Here is an 18,745-nt window from a genome sequence, read left to right as displayed (position 1 = left end):
GCCATGACAGAGGGAGCAGACTCCGGCGTTGTGCGCGAGCTGCTGGTACCGCTGTCGCCTTTTCTCCGCGACAAGTCCCTCTACGAGGTCATCGTCAACTGGCCGACCCAGGTGGTCACCGAGGGCACGGCCGGCTGGCAAACGCACGAACTGCCGGAGCTGTCGTTTGACAAGCTGATGCGCCTGGCGCGGGCTGTCGCAAGCTATTCCAACCAGTCGATTGACGAAACCCGGCCCATCCTTTCGGCAACGCTGCCGGGCGACGAGCGCATCCAGATGGTCATCCCACCGGCGACAACGAAGGGAACAGTCAGCATCACGATCAGAAAGCCCTCGTCGGTGTCGCTGAGCCTGAACGACCTCGATCAAGGCGGCTTGTTCGCCGAGGTGGCACGGGAAGACGCGGACATCCCCTCAGTCGACCGTAGGCTCCTGGAATTTTACCAAAATGGATCCTACCAGGCCTTTCTTCGTGAAGCGGTCCATGCGCGCAAGAACATCATCATCTCCGGGGCGACCGGCTCCGGCAAGACGACGCTTTCCAAGGCGTTGATCCGCCATATTCCCTCGAGCGAGCGCATCATCTCCATCGAAGACACGCCCGAACTCGTCATCCCCCAGCCGAACCATGTCCGTCTCTTCTACTCCAAGGGAGGCCAAGGGCTGGCGAAAGTCGGGGCGAAGGATCTGCTCGAATCCTGCCTGCGCATGCGGCCGGATCGCATTCTCCTGCAGGAACTGCGCGACGGGACCGCGTTCTACTACATTCGCAACGTGAACTCAGGCCATCCGGGCTCGATCACCACCGTCCACGCCGACTCGGCCAGGCTTGCATTCGAACAGCTGACACTGCTGGTGAAGGAATCGGAAGGTGGGCGGGATCTAGAGCGAAACGACATACGCGAGATGCTGAAGATTGCGATCGACGTCATCGTCCAGTGCAAGCGCATCGATGGCCGGTTTCGGGTGACCGAGATCTATTATCGGGCCGCTGAGGGAACCAAGACCATCGACGCTGCTCGCAGCGATCGTCGAAACTGCTGACGCCGTGGTTCCCACCACGCCAGGACTGAAGCAAACTGGACTCTTGAACGTCTCCCAGCTAGCTTGCGCGGGCTTCGAAACCGGAGGCGGACAGTGCTCAACGAAGACGCCCAGGCGGAACTTACGAAAACCTTGTCTGGTCGCGATGTCGCGCAGGCTGGTGCTCTTTGCTACCGTCGGAGCGAAAACGGTGGACTTGAAATCCTTTTTGTAGGCAGCCGACGGAACGGTCGATGGGGCATTCCGAAGGGGCACGTCGAAGATGATGAAACCAGCAGTGCTGCGGCGCTGAGAGAGGCCTTCGAGGAGGCCGGAGTAGCAGGCATCGTCGACAAGACCGTGTTCGGTTGGTTTTCGTATCGCAAGGACACGAGTCCCAACCGCTACCATGTGGCCGTCCATCTCCTCCAGGTGTCGAGGATCGCGGACAGGTTTCCGGAGAAGAGCATCCGTAAAACACAGTGGTTCCCACTGAGGGACGCCGTGCGCGACGCCGCCCAGCCAGGTCTGCGAACGCTCCTGTCGCGGGTTGAGAACCTTGACCTATGAAGGTCAGTCTCGGCAGATCGCTGTTAAAGGTCCTCAGAGCCCAAAAGAAAATCAGCAAGCGGATCGAGAAAGCTCTCGAAACGACCCGAAGTAGAACGAAACGTTCAACATCCCGTCCCGCGAAACCGATTTTGGTCGAGACAACCGCGTTCGGAAGTAACCCGGGCCGCCTGCTGATGAAATCCTTCGTCCCGACCACGCGGCTGCCGAAAAACCCCGCGCTTGTCGTCTTGCTTCATGGCTGCCATCAGACTCCCGAAAGCCTGGATGCTGCGGCCGGCTTCTCCAAGCTTGCGAAAGAGCGCGGTTTCGTTCTTCTTTATCCGCAGCAGAAAAGAGCAAACAATTCGCAAAATTGCTTCAACTGGTTTCGACCAAGCGCGGTCGCTCGAGACCGCGGCGAGGTGCGTTCGATCAAGCAGATGATCGAGCACATATGTGAGCGACATCGCATCGACCGTTCGAGGGTTTTCGTCGCGGGGCTGTCCGCCGGCGGGGCGCTGACGGGCGCACTCGTCGCGAACTACCCGTCATTGTTTGCCGGCGCCGCGATCATCGCCGGCATGCCATTCGGATCTGCCCGCGACGCGATGTCGGCCCTGCGCGCGATGAAGTCAGGTGCGCCGTCGCCACCGGGCGGATGGGGAAGACCCATTGCTGAGATTTCCCCGGAAGCCAAGGTATGGCCTGCGATAACCATCTGGCAGGGCATGGACGACCGGGTGGTCAAGCCCGTCAATGCGCTCGCGTGTGTTGCTCAGTGGCTCGAAATCCAAGGCATTGCAGAAAACAGCGGCCGTTTGGAGGAAAAACCATGGGGCAGGTTGCAGTCATGGAAGGTGAGCGGCGAGCTGAAAGTGGCCCTCTATTCAGTCAGCAACATGGGCCACGGACTTCCGATCAAGAAGCGCAAGAGCCTCACGGCGCTAAGATCTGCAGACCCCTACGTGATCCCGATAGAAATCTCAGCTCCAGCAGAGATGATGCGATTGTGGGGTTTGTCCAGGCTTCGAACATAACCAGTTCGCAGCAAGTTCGGCCGTAGCTGGCAAATTCCGGTCGGCGATGGGTTCTACGGATGCAGCATCTCGGTGCGGGCAACGAAACACTAGGCGAGCACCCTCAGCTTGCATTCGAACAGCTTACACCGCTGGTGTTGCGGCGCGCAAACGTTCTCCTCGGCTTTCGGCTTCACCCAATTGGTTATCGCCAGGCGGCCGCTCATTCCAAATTGAGCGCCTGCTTTAATTCGTCGATCCTCTTGGACGCTTCCGCCTTGGTCAGATCCTCGGCATAGGCATCGGGCTGGTGCGCCTGTTCGGACAAGGTTTTTAGATAGGACCGCTGCGCGCCGGTCATCGGCTCGTCGCCGCCCACCCAATCGTCGGGGTCCTTTTGTGTGTTGGACGATGTCTTGGTTTTCGGATTGTCACTCATAGCGGCCTCCTGAATGCGTTCTCTAAACGTTCCAGGTGATGCCCCGGTTCCAGCCGCATGTCGATGTCGCATTGGGCTCGATCGTAGCCCCTTCAGTCGGGCGTAAAGGCCACACGCCACCAGCTAGTGGCTGTCGTGTTTCAGCCTTTCGAGATGCTCGGAGCAAACCATCCGGACCAATTCAAGCAGCACGGTTGTCCTCTCGCCAAACCAGGCGAGAGCCTCCTCGCTGATCTCGTAATGTTTTGAATAGCGCGCCTTCACATATGCCTCGTTCAATGTGTTGAACCACGCGCGTTCCCGGTGCTGATCACGTGGAAAGGCCTCGGCCAGCCGGCGATCCTGCTCCTCGGCGAGCGAGCGCAGAAACTTGATGTTGTGCGATGGTGGACCGTAATTGGTGAGAGTAAGGAGAATGCAGGAATAGGCTTGCTCGAGCGACTGATGAAAAAGAAACCCCGCTCGTTTCCCGTAGCCCCTAGTACGTGCATGTTCGGCCAGATCGAGAAATTCCGTCGAAGCCTCGATCCGCTCTTCAAAATGCTCCTTCGCCACGCGAAGCCGGTCCTCAGTCGAAAGGGGCTCGGGCTCAGCCAACGGCTCATCGTCCAGTTCGTAGAGAACGATGCCTTCCTTGCGAATGTCAGAGAAGAAATACTGCCCCTCCTTGAGGTAGGTATTCACCTCGCGTCTGGAATGGACGATGAAGCTCACTGGTGTTTCGATCGCGGCTTCGTGGATCAGCCGGTCGGCTGCCTTGTGCCAGTATTCGGCGAACTCGCAGAGCTTGCGATTGTTGACGATGATCAGCAGATCGAAATCGGAGCGATACCCCTTCATGGTGAACGGTTCATCGACCCAGCCACCCTTGGCGTAGGAGCCGAACAGGACGATCTTCAGTATCCTGCCACGCTTCTTGAAATCGGCCGTGCCTTCCTTCAGCGCGTCCTCGAATTCCTCGTGGAGGATTTCGAGAACCCGTCCGAGTTCTCGCTGCTTGCGGAGCGGCATATGTTCAAGCGACGATTTCATAAGCAATCGATAGGCGAAAGATCTCGTACCGTCTACTCGCAGTTTTGAGAGGGAAACTGTAGGACGTGGTCACATCTGAGATCACCTTCTTTCGAGAATCGTGTTGATCAAAGATGACCGTGAATGCCGGTTCCTAGGCAGGCCTCACACTCAGTAGGAACGGGAAGGAAAGACCCGCCACCCGACGCATTTGCTGGAGGTAACGCTGAAAAGAGAAATGGTCTGGCGCCTCTAAACGGGATCTGCTCAGAGCGTGATCGTCTCACCATCGATAACCAGTACTTATCGATGGTTAAACACCCAACCGGCAATCATACGATGTGACGGACACAAACTATCCACTGGTGTCCGTGTCGCAAATCACTTACCATGATTTCAATGGCTTACGATCTCGCGAAAATCAGCATGTCAGCCCTGATGCGGCCCTCTTTCGACGCCGGCATTGCCTTGGCGCGTCTGGACGAACGGGTCGCACGTTCGCCGGTCGGCGCAGGTTGGATCGAACGCATGCATTTTGCCGACGCCTGCGCCTCGTTGTGGATCGACGGCGAACTCGTGCATCTCGAAGACCTGGTGCTGCATGACGCCACGAAGGATATTCGCACACCGACCCACGAGCTGACCATCGCTCGCGATGTTTTGCGCACTCGGCGACGGATAGCCTCTCAACCATCTGGCTGGGCGCTGAGCCCCGACGGTCTGCGCAGCCTCCGCGGCCACGGCCTCGCTGCCGGCGTGTCTACTATGGTGCAAGACGCCGATGGCGCCCTGGGTGTTGACGAGACCGGAGGAGGGGAGGGGCCGGATGGCGATGATGGCGCCAGCCCACTCGACGCCGAGTTCGCCGCCATCGACGCGCTGCTCGCCCGCTCGGACTCTGCCATCGAGCAGGCGAAGAAGCCCGGTCGCGCCGGCGGCCGCGAAAAGGATCCGCTGGTCTATGACCTCGATTGGGACGAGGACGAGCGTCTCGACGAGTGGCGCGGCGTGTTACGGCAGTCGCAAGACCTGCCCGCAGTGCTGCAGGCGGTGGTCGCCCTCGATGCCTGGAATGATTTATCCGTGCTGCAGCATACGCCCTGGCTCGGTCGGCTTCTCGCAGCATCGATCCTGCGTCAGGCCGGACTGACGACGGCGGTCCATCTGGCCGCCTTCAATTTGGGCCTGAAAACTATCCCCGTCGATCGCCGCCGGCATCGCCATCGCGAAACCCGGTTGCTGGCCATTCTCGGCGGTATCGTTGCCGCCGCAGAGCTCGGCCTGAAGGAACATGATCGGTTGGCGTTGGCGCGAAAAATGATGGAGCGGCGGTTGATCGGGAGGCGCACGTCGTCAAAACTCCCAGAGCTGATCGAGCTGGTGATATCACGGCCGCTGGTGTCGACCGGAATGATCGCAAAAGAACTTGCCGTTACGCCGCGGGCGGCGCTGCGGCTCGTCGAGGAGCTGGGCTTGCGGGAGATGACGGGCAGGGGGAGGTTTCGGGCTTGGGGAGTGATCTGATTGCTAGACCGTCGCCACATGTGCCGGATCAATGACAAGAATTAGAACTTGGCTATCATCTCGAAATCGGCCAGTAGGTGTGATAGGGGAAAAATCATGCTCGCTACGAATGATCAGGAAATCAGAGCCGCGCTTCATCATAAGAAGCTTCGGTCATACCAGAAGGCCCGCAGTGCCATCATCGTCGACGAACTTGGTTTGTCTCATGCCAGGGTAAGGATCGATGTCGCGGTTATATCTGCGGAAGTCCACGGTTTCGAGATCAAAAGCAGCCTCGATACGCTTGATCGACTTCCGGGGCAGCTCGAGTTTTATTCGAAGGGTCTAAGCAGGCTGACACTTGTTTGCGCCGACAAGCACCTGGCGAAGGCAGAAAGGATCGTCCCGGACTGGTGCGGGCTAATCCTTGCTGAAAAAGGATCGCGAGGCGGTATTACGTTTGAAACAGTGCGGCGCGCTCGCGCCAATCCATCCGTCGATGCTATTCAAGTTGCTCACTTGCTCTGGCATTCGGAAGCTGCCGAGCTGTTAGCAGGGTTCGGAGCGTCGCCGCGTGAACTCAAGCGAAGCAGGCTACAGCTCTACATCGATTTGGCCGCTCAGATGCCGATCGCGGACTTAATTGCAGCGATCCGAAATTTCATGGCCCAGCGCTCGACGTGGCGAGATCAGCCAGCACATGCATGATGTGATGGCTGATCCCATTTTCCTTCCAGCGCGTGAGATTTGACGGCGTAGCTAACTTCTTCGCACACAGGTCGATGTACTCGTCGCCCGCTGAAAAATGAGGGCCGCAAAACTGGCCCGATCTCAGAATGCTGTCGCAATGCGTGTGCATCTGTCCCGGGTCAGATCTGAATGCCCCACCCTTTCGAACATTCCATGTGTCGCCTGCCGTATAGACGAGCTTGCCCGCTGGCTTCAACATCCGCATGTCCTGAGCGGTGAATTCGGGGTGGACAATCGTGTAATCTCCAAAGTTCGGGATCCGCCCAATTCCGGCAAGCTTGGTGCGCAGTGTTTTGTAAAAGACCCAGTCGTGCCGCGGCAGGTGTCCACCCGGTTTGTCTATGCCAAGTATCTGCGGAAAGCCAGTGCCGATCACCACCAGAGAGCGGTAGCTGATCAGCGCAGACACGTTGTCCATCGCCGCTATCAGCCCATCTGCGAAGTCTGCGTAGGGCTGAAAATTCGGCGCGCCAAGATCGATGATGAGGTCTGTGTGCTCTCGCGTGAGACCAATCGAAGAGATCAGTGCGATTAGTCGTGCATCGAAGTTGGGCTTCATAACGTGCTCAAGGCGAGCTCGGATACCGACACCGAGCTTGTCGATTGTTGCGATGCCAGCCACGACAGCATTGACGGCCGGCGGGGCGTCCAACGAGGTGATTGGCACAGCCCTCGATCCGAAGCTCCGTATCTCCTCGAATACGTACGACATGGGCGTTCGGCCATCCGCCATGCTTGTCGTGGCTATATTCGTATGGACGTCGATCCACGCGGGTCTCTTGCCCCACTTTTGCTGGTAGCGCTTCGGAAACGTCTGCACCTGCTCTTGAACCGTCTTCTTCGGTCGACCTTCCTCGAAATCGTATTCCGGCTCCGGAACAAGTATGAACGGAACGACGAGCTGCTTTGCCGCGTCACTAAGTCGGAACAGCGCTTGGTATTCGCCTTGGCGCCATCGCAGTGACGGAACATACGTGCTGGGAAGTAGCTTCATTCCGTCAATCCCTCAAACTGCGTCCGAACGGTTCCCGACCCGACCAGATTAGTAAAGAGGCGAAAATCGTTTCTCTCCTTCCTGATCCTGCCAGCAATGATACTTGCACTGATCCCAAGCTTTTCTGCATCGATGAGGACCGCTTCTTCCGTCAGCGCAAATCGAGATAGGCACTTGCGCCAAACGTCTTGCGGAATGAGCTGATCCAGGGAAAACTTGTCCGCGTCCTCCTCATACTGGTCGCCTTGATGGCCATCCTCTTCGTCGAAAAAATCGAACCGAAGAGAGTTGTATAGATGCAGGAATACGTGTCCCAGTTCGTGGAACAGGACGAACCAGAAGTTATCCAGGCGATCGAACCGAAGGGTTAGGGCAACAACTGGATTTCCAAATGGAGCGACCATGGCCGCGCCATCAAGATAAGTTCCGGGAAGATGATTTTGAACGATCATCCCAATGCCGTTTTGGCTGAGCAGATCCTTGGCCTTGCGGGGTCCGTCGCTGTCCTTCGTGAGAGCGACCAACTGACCCAACCAACGATCGTTCAGGCTGAACTCTCCTATCAAGCCCGCATTGAAATCATCGGTTGCCTTCTGAAGCACGCGTGCTTGCCACGCTAAGAGAGCGTGTTCGTTTGGTGCGTTGCCACTATGCATTTTTTTGCGGTGAAGAGCCGTCGCGAACTGAGGCCCGGCCACCTGATGAAACCAGGTGCGAGCTGACGTTGCCAAGTCATCACCCTTGATCCAACCGCGTCTAGCCATCTCCCGAAGCGGGAATTTGTTCCATTCAATGGAACCAGCATCAGACCAGGCATAAATTGCCCCCTCCGAACGCTCTTCACCTGATCCGTAGGATGCAGAGACGCGAACGCCCAACATGCTGGCGACTTCCATCAGGCGCGCAAGGCTGGCGCTCATGTAGTTAGTTGCTTCGTATCGCTGCACTTGTTGCGCTTTCAGGCCAAGACGCTCAGCGAGATCTGTTTGGGACAGGCCTCTTGCGATACGCGCCTGTATTAGAACGCGGGGCAGCTCTTCAAAGGAGAATTCCTCCGTGAATCCAGCAGCTCCAGACTTTAGATAGTCGTACTCTGCCATCTCTCGCTGAATGTCCGCGATTTGGCTTTGGAGCGCATTGGACTCGATTTGCTTCAACCAATCTAGCCTACCTTCGCCAACTTGGTCAGCGAACGCAGCGGTTCTCAGATTGTTGAGCTGTTCCTTCGATACTGCGTACTGTCTATCACTGAATATCATGAGCTAGCCTCCGAAGGATCGTCGCATCCGTCATGATCGAAACTTCAATAATTCCCTTTTTCCCACCCGAATGTTTTTCAACCTGGAAAAAGTCCAAGAACGCCCGTCCAGAGCCAGCTTCCACGATGCTCGAAGGGAAGAACTCACCCCCGAAACGAGCCTTTTGTCGGGCTCTCCCATCGCTGAAATCCGTGAACACGGGATCGAGGAGGGAGCTGAGAACCCCAGCTGGATCCCAACATGCGTCGTAGTCACCTGGGATCGGTTTAGCTGTGACAAAGCTTCCGTCCAGGTAGATTTTCGAACATCCGGCCCTCACCAACGCAGTGGCGCCATCGACCAACCCTGAGAGCAGTGTGCGGCGCCGCTCGTTGTATCCATATGCAATTTGTATCTCATCAAGAGACGCAGGATGAATGCCGCTCGGCAGCACATCCCAAGGAGAACCGGATAGGGAAACGAGCGCTGGAATCATATTACAACAATAATGTTGTAAGCGAAGAAAGGCAAGGGGCAATTTATCCGATCGGCGATGGTATGGGCTCTTGCGGCCTGCTTCCACCCGATGTTGTGACTGCGTCGCAGTCGAGGTGATTTCTGATTTCTCGTTGTTCAGTTCCAGTTCGAAATGCGATGCGGCCTGACGCAGCGCTGCGATGATGTCCTCGCCTCATCCCCCACAGTCCATTAGCGTAGAAGCGCAAGCGTCACTGTCGCGCCTGGTCGACGAGAACGGCAGCCCCATCAATGCGCGCTATGAAATGCCGTCTCCGGGCGATTTCTCAGGATGGATGACGATGAAAGCCGCAGCAGATGCGCACTACGCCGCTGCGATTAAAGGGCTGGCGGCGAGCCACAGTCGACTGTCGAGACGATCACCGTCGAACATGCAACGATCCATGTCGCGACGCCGCACGGGCAATTTGATGCTCGTGGCGCACTCATCGACCTGCACGGCGGCGCATTGGTGTTCGGCGGTGGAGAGGCCTGTCGCGTCAGTGCGAGCCTTCGGGCGGACCAGCATGTCGTTCGATGCTAACGGCGTCGATTACCGGATGCCGCCTGAGCATCCATATCCGGCCGCTCTTGATGACTGCTTGGCCACGTATCGTCATGTCTTGAACGGTCATTCCCCCGACAAGGTGGTCATCCTGGGTAGATCGGCAGGCGGCAATCTCGCGACCGCCATGCTGCTGCGGGCGAGAGATGAAGGCATGCCAATGCCCGGCAGATTGGTCTTGCTCTCGCCACAGGTTGACCTCACCGAATCGGGCGACAGTTTCCAAACCAACCAGATGATTGATCTCGTTCTGCCTCGCCCGCTCAGATCAAACAACCTGCTCTACGCCGGTGGTGCGGATCCTTCCAATCCCTATCTATCGCCGCTCTTTGGCGATCTGCGGGGCTTCCCGCCGACGTTTCTGCAGACCGGCACGCGTGACCTGTTCTTATCGAACACGGTGAGGATGCATCGAACCTTGCGAAAAGCTGGCGTGGAAACCGAATTGCACGTCTTCGAAGCCATGCCCCATGGTGGCTTCATGGGTGGGACGCCGGAAGACCAGGAACTCGAAGCGGAGATCCGCCGGTTCGTCATGGCAAGCTGGAACTGATGCGGGGAACCCAGACAGGTTTGGCGCCGCTCCTCTGTTGTCCTGCTACATCCCTGGCCACATTCCTCCGTCAAGTCGGAGGTTTGCCCCTGTGATATAGCCGGCACGGGGGCTCGAGAGGAACGCGATCGCATCCGCAATCTCCTCGAGGGTTCCGACCCTTCCAAGGGGTACCTGAGCAAACATTGGCAGGATCTCCCTCTCTATGTCGTTCCAGGGGGCGTCAATGGCCATCCCCCTTTCAATGGCTTTCTTACGGAATGCGGTATCCAAGCTAATGCTATGCACCGTTCCAGGCGAGACGGTGTTTGCGGTGATGCCGTGTGCGGCAACGTCTTTTGCGAGCGACGCCGTCATCGCGATCATGGCTGCCTTGGCGGCAGAGTAGTCCGGTCGACTTGCGGGCGGCATCAGGGCCGCCATGCTCGAGATGTTTATGATCCGACCCCACCGCGACGCTTTCATTGCGGGCAGAACGAGCGAGATGATCCTCACAGATGCGAGCACGTTCCTGTCATAGACAGCGGCCCACGTTTCAGAGTTTGTCGAGGCCCAATCCTCTGCCGAAGCAGATCCGCCGGCATTGTTGACCAGGATGTCGATCGATCCTGCTGCAGCCTTCGAATCCCTAACAAGACGATCGACCTGATCCGGCACTGTTAGGTCGCCGAATACCGCGAATGCCTGCCCCCCAGAGGATATGATGTCATGGGCGACTTCCTCTGTTTTCATTCGGTCGCGACCGTGGACAAGAACGGTCGCCCCTTCCTTTGCGAGGCCTCTGGCCACACCCTCGCCAATTCCCTTACTGCTTCCCGTTACGAGCGCAACCTTGTTTTGGAGTTGTAAGTCCATGATATTTGATCCGTGTTATCGTCTCCGGCAGATATGAGGTTTGTCGATGAAGCAGGCAATTACGCACTTTAAAGTGCCTGTCGAGGACACGTCGACATGCCTTGGAGCCGACGGATCTGTCTCTCATGTCAGCAGGGTGCTGCGGATGATCACAGGACGTTGGAAACTGCCGATCCTTTTCCGATTGTTCGCCGAGCCCTCTTTGCGGGCATCGCAGTTCATGCGTGGTATACCGGACATATCCCAGAAGATGCTGACGCAGCATCTCAGGGAACTTGAAAGTGACGGCCTCATAAGCCGACACGACTTTCAGGAGCAGCCTCCTCGAGTCGAATATTCGCTGACTTCAGCGGGCCGCGGGCTTATGCCGATTTTGATGGCGGTCAGGGAATTCTCTCGGGACTATCCTGTCGATCCGACTGTCGGCCACTGACCTGGATGCCGAACGCTTGACGAAGCATTCCCAAAATATCACTTGCATTATGAACCAAATGGTTCCAAATAGTTGCTATGGTAAAGCGCAATCAGACATCCGCATCCGTTGGTCGCCCTCGCGAATTCGAACTCGATCAAGCAGTTCGCAAAGCTATGGACGTCTTTTGGACCCGGGGATATCATGATGCATCTCTTCCCGACCTGCTCGAAGGCATGGAGCTTTCCAGAGGCAGCTTTTATAAGGCTTTCGTCGACAAGCGAGGCGTCTATCTGCGCGCCCTCGACGCTTACATCGAGGACGCCGTTCGCTCGGTCGGTGAAACGCTGCATTCCAATCCATCGCCCAAAGCCGCAATTCGCGAAGCATTTTCTCAACAAGTGGATCAAGCATCGGGAACGGAAGGTTTGCGTGGATGCTTTGTCGTCTTTGCAGCCGTCGAGATGCTTCCAGAGGATAAAGAGGTCGCACCACGTATTTTCCGGCTGTTCAGGCGGCTGCAAGATCTTTATGCGGCGGCGATCATAAGAGCGCAGGCCTTGGGCGATATTGATCCCGGGCTGGATGAACGAACGCTTGCCAGGTTCCTCGTGTGTCAGATTCAGGGCATGCGGGTTTTGGCCAAGGCAGGAGCGGATCGCGCTGAGACGAGGGCCATGGTCGAACTGGCGCTAAAGGCGCTTGGCTGACTTCAATTTGGAACCAAACGGTTCCAAATTTTTAACATTGCAAACCGTCGATCGGTTTTTCGGCCGATGTGGAGACACTTATGAGAGACACCAGCAATCCCAATGATAAACTCGATCCACGTCGATGGATGGCACTGGTAATCCTTTTGACTGGCGCCTTTTTGCCACCGCTCGATTTCTTCATCGTCAATGTGGCGCTGCCCTCGATCCGGGCGGATTTCAGGGCCTCTGCATCAACGATGCAGCTGATTATCTCCGGTTACGCCACCACCTATGCTGTGATGCTGATCACTGGGGGCAGGCTTGGAGATCTCTATGGTCGACGAAATGTCTTTCTGGCTGGAATGGTCGGGTTTGCAGCCGCATCTGCCTTATGCGGGTTTGCCTGGTCTCCAGCCGCGCTGATCGTCGGCCGTTTCCTTCAGGGGTTTGCAGCGGCAATTATGGCACCGCAAGCCTTGGCTTCCATCAATGCAATTTTCCCAGACCACGAAAAATCAAAGGCCCTCGGCTTTTATGCCCTGACGTTCGGGGTGGCATCGATGGTTGGTCTGTTTCTCGGTGGCGCGTTGATTGCGCTTGATATCCTTGATCTTGGATGGAGAGCCATCTTCCTCATCAATCTGCCGGTTATCGCGGTCGCCGCGCCGTCCGCCTTCATCACGTTGCGGGAAACCCGATCGCAGCACCCAAGCAAACTGGATCTTGGCGGAGCATTGCTGATCGCGATTGCGCTGTTTGCACTGATCGCACCGCTGATCGAGGGGCGGGAGCAGGGGTGGCCGATCTGGCTAATCCTGATGCTTGCCACGTCCCTCCCGTTTTTCCTCCTGTTCTGGCGGCATGAGAAACATCTGGAGTCGACGGGGAGAGATCCGATTCTTGCACCTAGCCTGCTGCAAAACCGTGGACTCATGCGCGGGCTGCTGGCTGCCTTGTTCTTCTACGCCCTTGCGGCCTTCTGGCTGATATTCTCGGTCTATCAGCAGGGTGGCCTTGGTCGGACGCCTTTCGAGGCCGGGCTGGCGATCCTTCCTGCGGCCGTCGGCTTCGTCCTTGGTCCTTTTGCAAGTGAGCGCATCCTCAGCGTCTTCGGAAGATTTTCCGCCGGCGCCGGGATGGTGCTGCAAGCTGCAGGGTTGTCTGGAACGGCGGTCTTGATCTCGAATGGCCTTCCGCGATTCCTTTTTGTTGCGCTTTTTCTCATCGGGGCGGGGCAGGGGATCGCCCTTCCAAACCTGGTGAGGAGTATCGTGCAAAGGGTAGACAGAACGCAGTCGGGATTGGCCTCCGGTCTCGTCAATTCGATGTTTCAGATTGGCGGTGCGTTGGCAGCCGCAATCGTTGGCGGATTGTTCTTTTCGATCTTGGGATCGGCCACAGACGTTCAGTCCATTGGCCTAGCATACAGCGTTGCAGCCGTTGCAATTGCCATTTGTCTTCTCATTGCGGGATGGCTTTCCGTCAGCCTGACATCGACCAAACCGTTACGTCCATGAGCAGGGCCATTGCAGCGCATCGTCAGCCGATCGTGCGGAAACGGCGTGAAACTCCCGAGCAAAACAGAAACATTCAGAGGTACTCTCCATGAACAACATCTCCACACTACCTCTCGCCGGCAAGCGCGCGCTGGTCACCGGTGCGGCACGCGGTATCGGTGCGGCCATCGCGCTAAAACTGGCCGAGGACGGTGCCGACGTTGCGATCACCTATGAGAAGTCGGTCGAGAAGGCGGAAGCTCTCGTTGCCGAGATCCGCGCCATGGGCCGAAAAGCGATCGCCATCCATGCCGATGCCGCGCAACCAGAAGCGGCAAGGGCCACTGTCGAGCAGACCGTCGCCCACCTCGGCGGCCTTGATATTTTGGTTAATAACGCCGGCGTCCTTTTCGCAAGTGATTTCTCCACGCAGCCACTTGAGGAGATTGACCTGCAGCTAAACGTCAATGTTCGGGGCGTCTTTTTGATCACTCAGGCGGCGCTGAAATACATTCCCAACGGAGGTCGCATCATCAGTACCGGCAGCAATGCGGGTCTGGCTGTGCCGTTCGCGGGGATCGCGGTCTATGCCGCGACCAAGTCTGCGCTGGAAAGCTTCACGCGCGGTCTCGCACGTGAGCTGGGCTCTCGGGAAATTACGGTCAATCTGGTTCGACCAGGTCCGATTGATACTGACATGAACCCTGCCGATGGCGCGCTCGCAGCCGCGATCCTGCCAAACCTCTCGATTGCTCGATACGGTAAAACCAGAGAAGTCGCAGTGGCCGTCGCCTTTCTCGCGGGGCCCGGTGCAGCCTACATTACCGGCTCAGGCATTCTCGTCGACGGCGGCATCAGTGCTTGAGCAATTGACATGAGGCGGTCCCTCGCCGCTCCACCCTGTAGGTGATAACGCGGAATTTAGGCGCGCATTGGCCGCGGAGTTCCCTCCGCTGCACTGTGCGCGTAAATTTGGCGAAGCGGACGGCGGCCATCATTCAGGAATTTCTCTCACTCAGTTGGTGGTTTTCCTGACGTTGCAATCGTACCGGGGTAGCGAATATGGGAGGCCTGGTTTCTGCTCAAGCGCCCGTTGAGCGGTAACAGGCCTAACGTATGAACATGGAGAAACATTTGAAGACCATCGGCATACTTGGCGGAATGTCCGCGACATCAACCCAGATTTATTACCGAGAACTCTGCAGGCTTACCCGCGAGAGCCTGGGGGGACTTCATTCTCCCGAGCTTCTCATACGGTCTGTCGACTTCGACGAAATCGAAAAGTTGCAGGCATCCTCCGATTGGGACGCGGCGGGCCACATCCTCAATGAACATGCTATCGCGCTGCAGCGCGGAGGTGCTGACCTCCTCATCCTGGCGACGAATACCATGCACAAGGTGGCGGACAAAATCGTGGGCGGGGTGTCGATCCCGTTCGTGCACATCGCGGACGCAACTGCGACCGCTATCCTCGACGGCGGTTTCCGCAGACCGGGTTTGATGGCAACCGCCTTCACTATGGAACAGACCTTCTACACCGACCGCCTCATCGCTCAGGGACTGTCGCCAACGATTCCTGAAGCTGATGATCGAGCAGAAACCCATCGTATTATCTATGACGAGCTGTGCCGCGACATCGTTCGCGAAGAGAGCCGCTTGACCTATCAGCGGATTGCGCAGCGCCTGGTCGACAAAGGCTGCGACTGTCTTATCCTCGGCTGCACCGAGGTGGGTATGCTGTTGAACCAGGATAACATTGGCGTTCCCGTCTTCGACACGACCCTCATTCATTGTAAAGCCGCCCTTCAAGCTGCTTTACGCTATGTTGCGTCTTTGACGGTCGATCGATTGTGAGAACGATGAGGGGCAATGGTCAAACCTGTTCGCCCAGATGATGTTGGACCCACTTGACTTCTTCCGACGCGGTGCGCCCGAAATGCCGTTTGAAGTCGCGGCTGAATTGCGCCGGGCTGACATAGCCTACCGATGCCGCCACCTCTGCGATCGTTCCACTGTGGCGGGCGATCATCAGTCTCGCCTCATGGAGCCGCATCGCTTTCACATATTGCATCGGACTGGAGCCGGTCAGATCCTTGAAATGAACGTGGTAGGAAGGAACGCTCATGCCCACCGCTCTGGCAAGGTCCGCAACGGTGATTTCAGAGCCGTAGTTCTTGCGCAGCCATGCCAGGCTCTCGACCAGTTTTCCCGACGTCCCCTTCCGCTGCAGGGCCGCGATCACTGCGCCGCCTTGCGGCCCTGACATGACCCGGTAATGCAGTTCACGCAGGATGGAGCCGCCAAGGACGGCGACCTCAACCGGGCTGCCAATCGCCGTCAGCAAGCGCAACAGGACATCCTCGATATCGCTCGCCATTCTGCTCGACAGGAGACCTCTTGGCTTGGCATTTGCAGGTCCGGCGAGTTTTTCGAGCTGCGTGGCGATCTCGGCCGCCATCTGCATATCGAACTCTAAATAGACCGCGAGCAGAGGCCGCCGTGGACTGGCTGTAGATGTCATCCGGAAGGGAACGGGTACCGAAACGGCAAGATAGTGGTCCTCGTCGTAGAGGTAGATTTCCCCGTCCAGAATGCCGTGTTTGCTCCCCTGCAATACGAACACGGCCCCCGGCTTATAAAGAACCGGAATGTCATTCAGCACTGCTTCCGTGCGTAGGATACGGATACAACCGAGCGCGGTCTGATTGTAGCCGAGACGAGGAGCGAGTTGTCCGGCCAAGGCGGCAGACTGGTCATGTGTAGAGGGCGGATTTTTACAGTTCATAGGAATTGGCAACACTCTAATAGGATTCGCAATCGAACTGGCGTGGTCTCCAGATTATCTGTCACATCAACGGGCAATCAAGGAGTTTCAGAAATGTCGCCAAAGACTTTCTTCATTACGGGGGCGAACTCAGGCTTTGGGCTGGCCATCGCCACTGCCGCAATCGATGCCGGTCACAAGGTTATCGGGACTATCCGCTCCGAAGCCTCTCGTGACGTGTTGTCAAAGAAACTGCCAGCGCTCCACTCAGTCCTATGCGATGTAACCGATTTTGACCGCATTCCGGTCGTGGTTCAGCAAGCGGAGGAAGACCACGGCCCAGTCGATGTGCTGATCAACAATGCAGGATACGGGCACGAAGGTGTACTTGAGGAATCACCGATCGAGGAGATGCGCCGCCAGTTCGACGTGAACGTGTTCGGCGCCGTTGCTGTGGCCAAGGCGTTTCTTCCGAGGTTCCGTGAGCGCCGCCGTGGCTTTATCGTCAACGTCACGTCGATGGGTGGTATGATCACCATGCCCGGCATCGCATATTACTGCGGCAGCAAGTTTGCGCTGCAGGGCATTTCAGAGGTCATGCGTTCGGAAATGGCGCCGTTCGGTGTGCACGTGACAACCCTTTGCCCCGGTTCGTTTCGGACAGACTGGGCAGGTCGTTCCATGGTCCGCACAGAGCGTTCCATTGCGGATTACGACAGCCTATTTGATCCGATCCGCGAGACGCGCCAGGCGGTGAGCGGCAAGCAACTCGGTAACCCGCAAAAGCTCGCCGCTGCCGTGCTGACCCTCATCGTATCCGACAATCCTCCACCGCAACTTCTCCTTGGCAGCGATGCGCTTAAACATGTAACGGCGCGGATCGAACGCCTGACCCAGGAAATCGAAGCTTGGAAAGACGTGACCGTCTCCACGGACGGCTGACGCAAATATTTGCTCTTGACGCTCTGCCTACTAGAAGGTAGAAAAGCTGGATGAGCAATCTTTCGACCACCTCGGACGACATTCTGGCGTCCACCCGAAACCTTCTGATAAGCGGCGGCTACAATGGCTTCAGCTATGCTGATATCTCGGAGATTGTCGGTATCCGCAAGGCAAGCATTCATCATCATTTTCCTAGCAAGGTCGATCTGGTGCGTGAACTGGTCAAGCGTTATCGAGAGGATGGCCAGGCAAGCGTGGCAGTCCTTGAGCAGAAGGTTCCGAATGCTCTGGACATCCTCAAGGCTTATGCAAACCACTGGGCTGCATGCATTGAGGATTCCAGCAGACCCTACTGTGTCTGTGCTATGCTTGCCAGTGAGCTGCCTTCCCTCCCCACGGAAGTCGCAACCGAGGTGACGAACTTTTTTCGCTTCATCTCCTCGTGGCTGGCTTCTGTCATGGAGCGCGGCTCCAAGCAGGGCGAACTGAGTCTTACCAGTGCGCCGCATGTTGAAGCCGAAACATTTCTGGCAACCGTATACGGGGCGATGCTTTCGGCGAGAGCCTATGGGAAAGCCGAAGTGTTCTCAATGATACTCGAACCTGCCCTCAATCGTCTCACGCCGACAGTCTCTCACTAATCCTGCGTGGCAAGTCTACTCGGGTCAATCGCATCCATCGAAACTACCAACTAGTAGGAAGATAGAAATGAAGAATGTTTTTCCCGCCTTGGCCCTTGGGCTGACCAGCATCCTTTCTGTAACTGTCGTTTCGACACCCGCATCTGCCGAAGATAAGAAAGCCTCGCCGGTCCATGTCCGCGGCAGCATCGTCGACTACCAGGGTTCAACGCTCAAAGTGCAGACGCGTGAAGGCGAGACAATCGATGTCGCGCTTGCCGACGACTGGAAGGTGGCAGGCGTCGCGAATGCCAAGGTCACCGACATCAAGCCGGGCGATTTCGTGGGCATCGCATCCTTGCCAAAGGCCGACGGCGGCGATGGAGCGCTTGAGGTCCTCATTTTCCCGCCGGCAATGAAAGGCACAGGCGAGGGTAGCTACGGTTGGGATCTGAAGCCCGACAGCAGCATGACCAATGCGACGGTCGCGGATGCAGTTAAGGGCGTCGATGGCCGGACTGTCACCGTGACCTATCATGGCAAGGAAAAGAAGATCGCCATTCCGGATGGGACACCTGTCGTGACCATTGCCGCGGCCACCAAGGATGATCTCGTTCCCGGCGCCGTTGTCTTCATCACAGCTGAAAAGGCTGCAACAGGCCCGATCGCCCACCAGGTGGTGGTCGGCAAGAATGGTGTGGTTCCCCCCATGTGAAGACCACGCCGTCACTGGCCGGAGCAGCCGCCATACTGCTTCGGCCGGTGACTACAGATCGAGGCTGTTTGAACTGCAGCCGTAAAATG

The 18,745-nt window shown here is 57.2% G+C and carries 21 protein-coding genes; 14 read left to right on the top strand and 7 right to left on the bottom strand.

Annotated features, from left to right (window positions below; translation table 11 throughout):
* Positions 1–3: 3 nt before the first annotated feature.
* The 3 genes from virB11 (at position 4) to BS630_RS31135 (ending at position 2,612) form a co-directional block, all read left to right on the top strand.
* Complete coding sequence (gene virB11 / locus BS630_RS31145; RefSeq protein ID WP_077980507.1) at positions 4–1,044, top strand: P-type DNA transfer ATPase VirB11; 1,041 nt, start codon at positions 4–6, stop codon at positions 1,042–1,044.
* Between the two features lie 93 nt (positions 1,045–1,137).
* A complete protein-coding gene (locus tag BS630_RS31140) occupies positions 1,138–1,593 on the top strand; it encodes an NUDIX hydrolase (protein WP_077980506.1) in 456 nt (151 codons plus the stop codon).
* Positions 1,590–2,612 carry an extracellular catalytic domain type 1 short-chain-length polyhydroxyalkanoate depolymerase gene (locus tag BS630_RS31135; protein ID WP_077980505.1) on the top strand — a complete coding sequence of 341 codons (1,023 nt, stop codon included), beginning with the start codon at positions 1,590–1,592 and terminating at the stop codon, positions 2,610–2,612. The genes BS630_RS31140 and BS630_RS31135 overlap by 4 nt, the downstream gene beginning before the upstream one ends.
* A 202-nt stretch (positions 2,613–2,814) precedes the next feature.
* Here the strand turns inward: BS630_RS31135 and BS630_RS31130 are convergent, their stop codons facing one another.
* Positions 2,815–3,030 carry a DUF3072 domain-containing protein gene (locus BS630_RS31130; protein WP_077980504.1) on the bottom strand — a complete coding sequence of 72 codons (216 nt, stop codon included), beginning with the start codon at positions 3,028–3,030 and terminating at the stop codon, positions 2,815–2,817.
* Positions 3,031–3,153: 123 nt separating this feature from the next.
* Complete coding sequence (locus BS630_RS31125) at positions 3,154–4,062, bottom strand: nucleotidyltransferase and HEPN domain-containing protein (RefSeq protein WP_077980503.1); 909 nt, start codon at positions 4,060–4,062, stop codon at positions 3,154–3,156.
* Positions 4,063–4,431: 369 nt separating this feature from the next.
* On the opposite strand from BS630_RS31125, the gene BS630_RS31120 reads away from it, so the two are divergent.
* A complete protein-coding gene (locus BS630_RS31120; protein WP_077980502.1) occupies positions 4,432–5,565 on the top strand; it encodes an RHE_PE00001 family protein in 1,134 nt (377 codons plus the stop codon).
* A 96-nt stretch (positions 5,566–5,661) separates the two neighbouring features.
* Entirely contained in the window at positions 5,662–6,252 is a 591-nt protein-coding gene (locus BS630_RS31115) for a sce7726 family protein (protein WP_077980501.1), read from the top strand.
* Here BS630_RS31115 and BS630_RS31110 read toward each other — a convergent pair.
* Genes BS630_RS31110 through BS630_RS31100 form a run of 3 tightly spaced genes read right to left on the bottom strand, consistent with a single transcriptional unit; the run spans position 6,206 to position 9,064 of the window.
* Complete coding sequence (locus BS630_RS31110) at positions 6,206–7,288, bottom strand: beta family protein (RefSeq protein ID WP_077980500.1); 1,083 nt, start codon at positions 7,286–7,288, stop codon at positions 6,206–6,208. The genes BS630_RS31115 and BS630_RS31110 overlap by 47 nt on opposite strands.
* On the bottom strand, positions 7,285–8,547 hold the full coding sequence (locus BS630_RS31105; protein ID WP_077980499.1) for a helix-turn-helix domain-containing protein: 1,263 nt from the start codon (positions 8,545–8,547) through the stop codon (positions 7,285–7,287). Before BS630_RS31105 ends, BS630_RS31110 begins: the two co-directional genes overlap by 4 nt.
* A complete protein-coding gene (locus BS630_RS31100) occupies positions 8,534–9,064 on the bottom strand; it encodes a DUF6932 family protein (RefSeq protein WP_245310580.1) in 531 nt (176 codons plus the stop codon). Before BS630_RS31100 ends, BS630_RS31105 begins: the two co-directional genes overlap by 14 nt.
* A gap of 280 nt (positions 9,065–9,344) precedes the next feature.
* On the opposite strand from BS630_RS31100, the gene BS630_RS31095 reads away from it, so the two are divergent.
* The gene (locus BS630_RS31095; protein WP_245310578.1) at positions 9,345–10,160 is read left to right on the top strand and encodes an alpha/beta hydrolase; all 816 of its coding nucleotides are present in this window, start codon (positions 9,345–9,347) and stop codon (positions 10,158–10,160) included.
* Positions 10,161–10,205: 45 nt separating this feature from the next.
* Here the strand turns inward: BS630_RS31095 and BS630_RS31090 are convergent, their stop codons facing one another.
* Positions 10,206–11,015 (bottom strand): SDR family NAD(P)-dependent oxidoreductase, encoded by an 810-nt coding sequence (locus BS630_RS31090; protein ID WP_077980497.1) that lies wholly within the window; start codon positions 11,013–11,015, stop codon positions 10,206–10,208.
* Between the two features lie 46 nt (positions 11,016–11,061).
* On the opposite strand from BS630_RS31090, the gene BS630_RS31085 reads away from it, so the two are divergent.
* The 5 genes from BS630_RS31085 to BS630_RS31065 all read left to right on the top strand — a co-directional run bounded on the left by BS630_RS31085 (position 11,062) and on the right by BS630_RS31065 (position 15,469).
* A complete protein-coding gene (locus tag BS630_RS31085) occupies positions 11,062–11,448 on the top strand; it encodes a winged helix-turn-helix transcriptional regulator (RefSeq protein WP_077980496.1) in 387 nt (128 codons plus the stop codon).
* Between the two features lie 77 nt (positions 11,449–11,525).
* Positions 11,526–12,137, top strand: a complete 612-nt coding sequence (locus BS630_RS31080; protein WP_245310577.1) for a TetR/AcrR family transcriptional regulator — start codon at positions 11,526–11,528, stop codon at positions 12,135–12,137.
* 80 nt (positions 12,138–12,217) lie between these two features.
* Entirely contained in the window at positions 12,218–13,636 is a 1,419-nt protein-coding gene (locus BS630_RS31075; protein WP_077980495.1) for an MFS transporter, read from the top strand.
* An 88-nt stretch (positions 13,637–13,724) separates the two neighbouring features.
* Positions 13,725–14,480, top strand: a complete 756-nt coding sequence (locus tag BS630_RS31070; protein ID WP_077980494.1) for an SDR family oxidoreductase — start codon at positions 13,725–13,727, stop codon at positions 14,478–14,480.
* Positions 14,481–14,749: 269 nt separating this feature from the next.
* Positions 14,750–15,469 carry an aspartate/glutamate racemase family protein gene (locus tag BS630_RS31065; protein ID WP_077980747.1) on the top strand — a complete coding sequence of 240 codons (720 nt, stop codon included), beginning with the start codon at positions 14,750–14,752 and terminating at the stop codon, positions 15,467–15,469.
* Positions 15,470–15,488: 19 nt separating this feature from the next.
* Here BS630_RS31065 and BS630_RS31060 read toward each other — a convergent pair whose 3' ends face one another.
* A complete protein-coding gene (locus BS630_RS31060) occupies positions 15,489–16,400 on the bottom strand; it encodes an AraC family transcriptional regulator (protein ID WP_077980493.1) in 912 nt (303 codons plus the stop codon).
* A 93-nt stretch (positions 16,401–16,493) separates the two neighbouring features.
* Between BS630_RS31060 and BS630_RS31055 the strand changes: the two genes are divergently transcribed.
* From BS630_RS31055 to BS630_RS31045, 3 genes are all read left to right on the top strand, one after another.
* Positions 16,494–17,321, top strand: a complete 828-nt coding sequence (locus BS630_RS31055) for an oxidoreductase (RefSeq protein ID WP_077980492.1) — start codon at positions 16,494–16,496, stop codon at positions 17,319–17,321.
* A 50-nt stretch (positions 17,322–17,371) separates the two neighbouring features.
* On the top strand, positions 17,372–17,962 hold the full coding sequence (locus tag BS630_RS31050; RefSeq protein WP_077980491.1) for a TetR/AcrR family transcriptional regulator: 591 nt from the start codon (positions 17,372–17,374) through the stop codon (positions 17,960–17,962).
* Between the two features lie 67 nt (positions 17,963–18,029).
* Positions 18,030–18,656 carry a hypothetical protein gene (locus tag BS630_RS31045; protein ID WP_077980490.1) on the top strand — a complete coding sequence of 209 codons (627 nt, stop codon included), beginning with the start codon at positions 18,030–18,032 and terminating at the stop codon, positions 18,654–18,656.
* Positions 18,657–18,745: the final 89 nt, after the last annotated feature.

This window comes from Rhizobium laguerreae (assembly GCF_002008165.1).
Lineage (GTDB): Bacteria > Pseudomonadota > Alphaproteobacteria > Rhizobiales > Rhizobiaceae > Rhizobium > Rhizobium laguerreae.
Note: the sequence above shows the minus strand (reverse complement) of the source record. Positions and strands in the feature narration are given on the sequence as shown.

Coding starts and splice junctions, on each gene's coding strand:
- virB11 (WP_077980507.1), top strand. CDS start 4: ATGACAGAGGGAGCAGACTCCGGCGTTGTGCGCGAGCTGCTGGTACCG.
- BS630_RS31135 (WP_077980505.1), top strand. CDS start 1,590: ATGAAGGTCAGTCTCGGCAGATCGCTGTTAAAGGTCCTCAGAGCCCAA.
- BS630_RS31130 (WP_077980504.1), bottom strand. CDS start 3,030: ATGAGTGACAATCCGAAAACCAAGACATCGTCCAACACACAAAAGGAC.
- BS630_RS31125 (WP_077980503.1), bottom strand. CDS start 4,062: ATGAAATCGTCGCTTGAACATATGCCGCTCCGCAAGCAGCGAGAACTC.
- BS630_RS31120 (WP_077980502.1), top strand. CDS start 4,432: ATGATTTCAATGGCTTACGATCTCGCGAAAATCAGCATGTCAGCCCTG.
- BS630_RS31115 (WP_077980501.1), top strand. CDS start 5,662: ATGCTCGCTACGAATGATCAGGAAATCAGAGCCGCGCTTCATCATAAG.
- BS630_RS31110 (WP_077980500.1), bottom strand. CDS start 7,288: ATGAAGCTACTTCCCAGCACGTATGTTCCGTCACTGCGATGGCGCCAA.
- BS630_RS31105 (WP_077980499.1), bottom strand. CDS start 8,547: ATGATATTCAGTGATAGACAGTACGCAGTATCGAAGGAACAGCTCAAC.
- BS630_RS31095 (WP_245310578.1), top strand. CDS start 9,345: ATGAAAGCCGCAGCAGATGCGCACTACGCCGCTGCGATTAAAGGGCTG.
- BS630_RS31090 (WP_077980497.1), bottom strand. CDS start 11,015: ATGGACTTACAACTCCAAAACAAGGTTGCGCTCGTAACGGGAAGCAGT.
- BS630_RS31085 (WP_077980496.1), top strand. CDS start 11,062: ATGAAGCAGGCAATTACGCACTTTAAAGTGCCTGTCGAGGACACGTCG.
- BS630_RS31080 (WP_245310577.1), top strand. CDS start 11,526: ATGGTAAAGCGCAATCAGACATCCGCATCCGTTGGTCGCCCTCGCGAA.
- BS630_RS31075 (WP_077980495.1), top strand. CDS start 12,218: ATGAGAGACACCAGCAATCCCAATGATAAACTCGATCCACGTCGATGG.
- BS630_RS31070 (WP_077980494.1), top strand. CDS start 13,725: ATGAACAACATCTCCACACTACCTCTCGCCGGCAAGCGCGCGCTGGTC.
- BS630_RS31060 (WP_077980493.1), bottom strand. CDS start 16,400: ATGAACTGTAAAAATCCGCCCTCTACACATGACCAGTCTGCCGCCTTG.
- BS630_RS31055 (WP_077980492.1), top strand. CDS start 16,494: ATGTCGCCAAAGACTTTCTTCATTACGGGGGCGAACTCAGGCTTTGGG.
- BS630_RS31050 (WP_077980491.1), top strand. CDS start 17,372: ATGAGCAATCTTTCGACCACCTCGGACGACATTCTGGCGTCCACCCGA.
- BS630_RS31045 (WP_077980490.1), top strand. CDS start 18,030: ATGAAGAATGTTTTTCCCGCCTTGGCCCTTGGGCTGACCAGCATCCTT.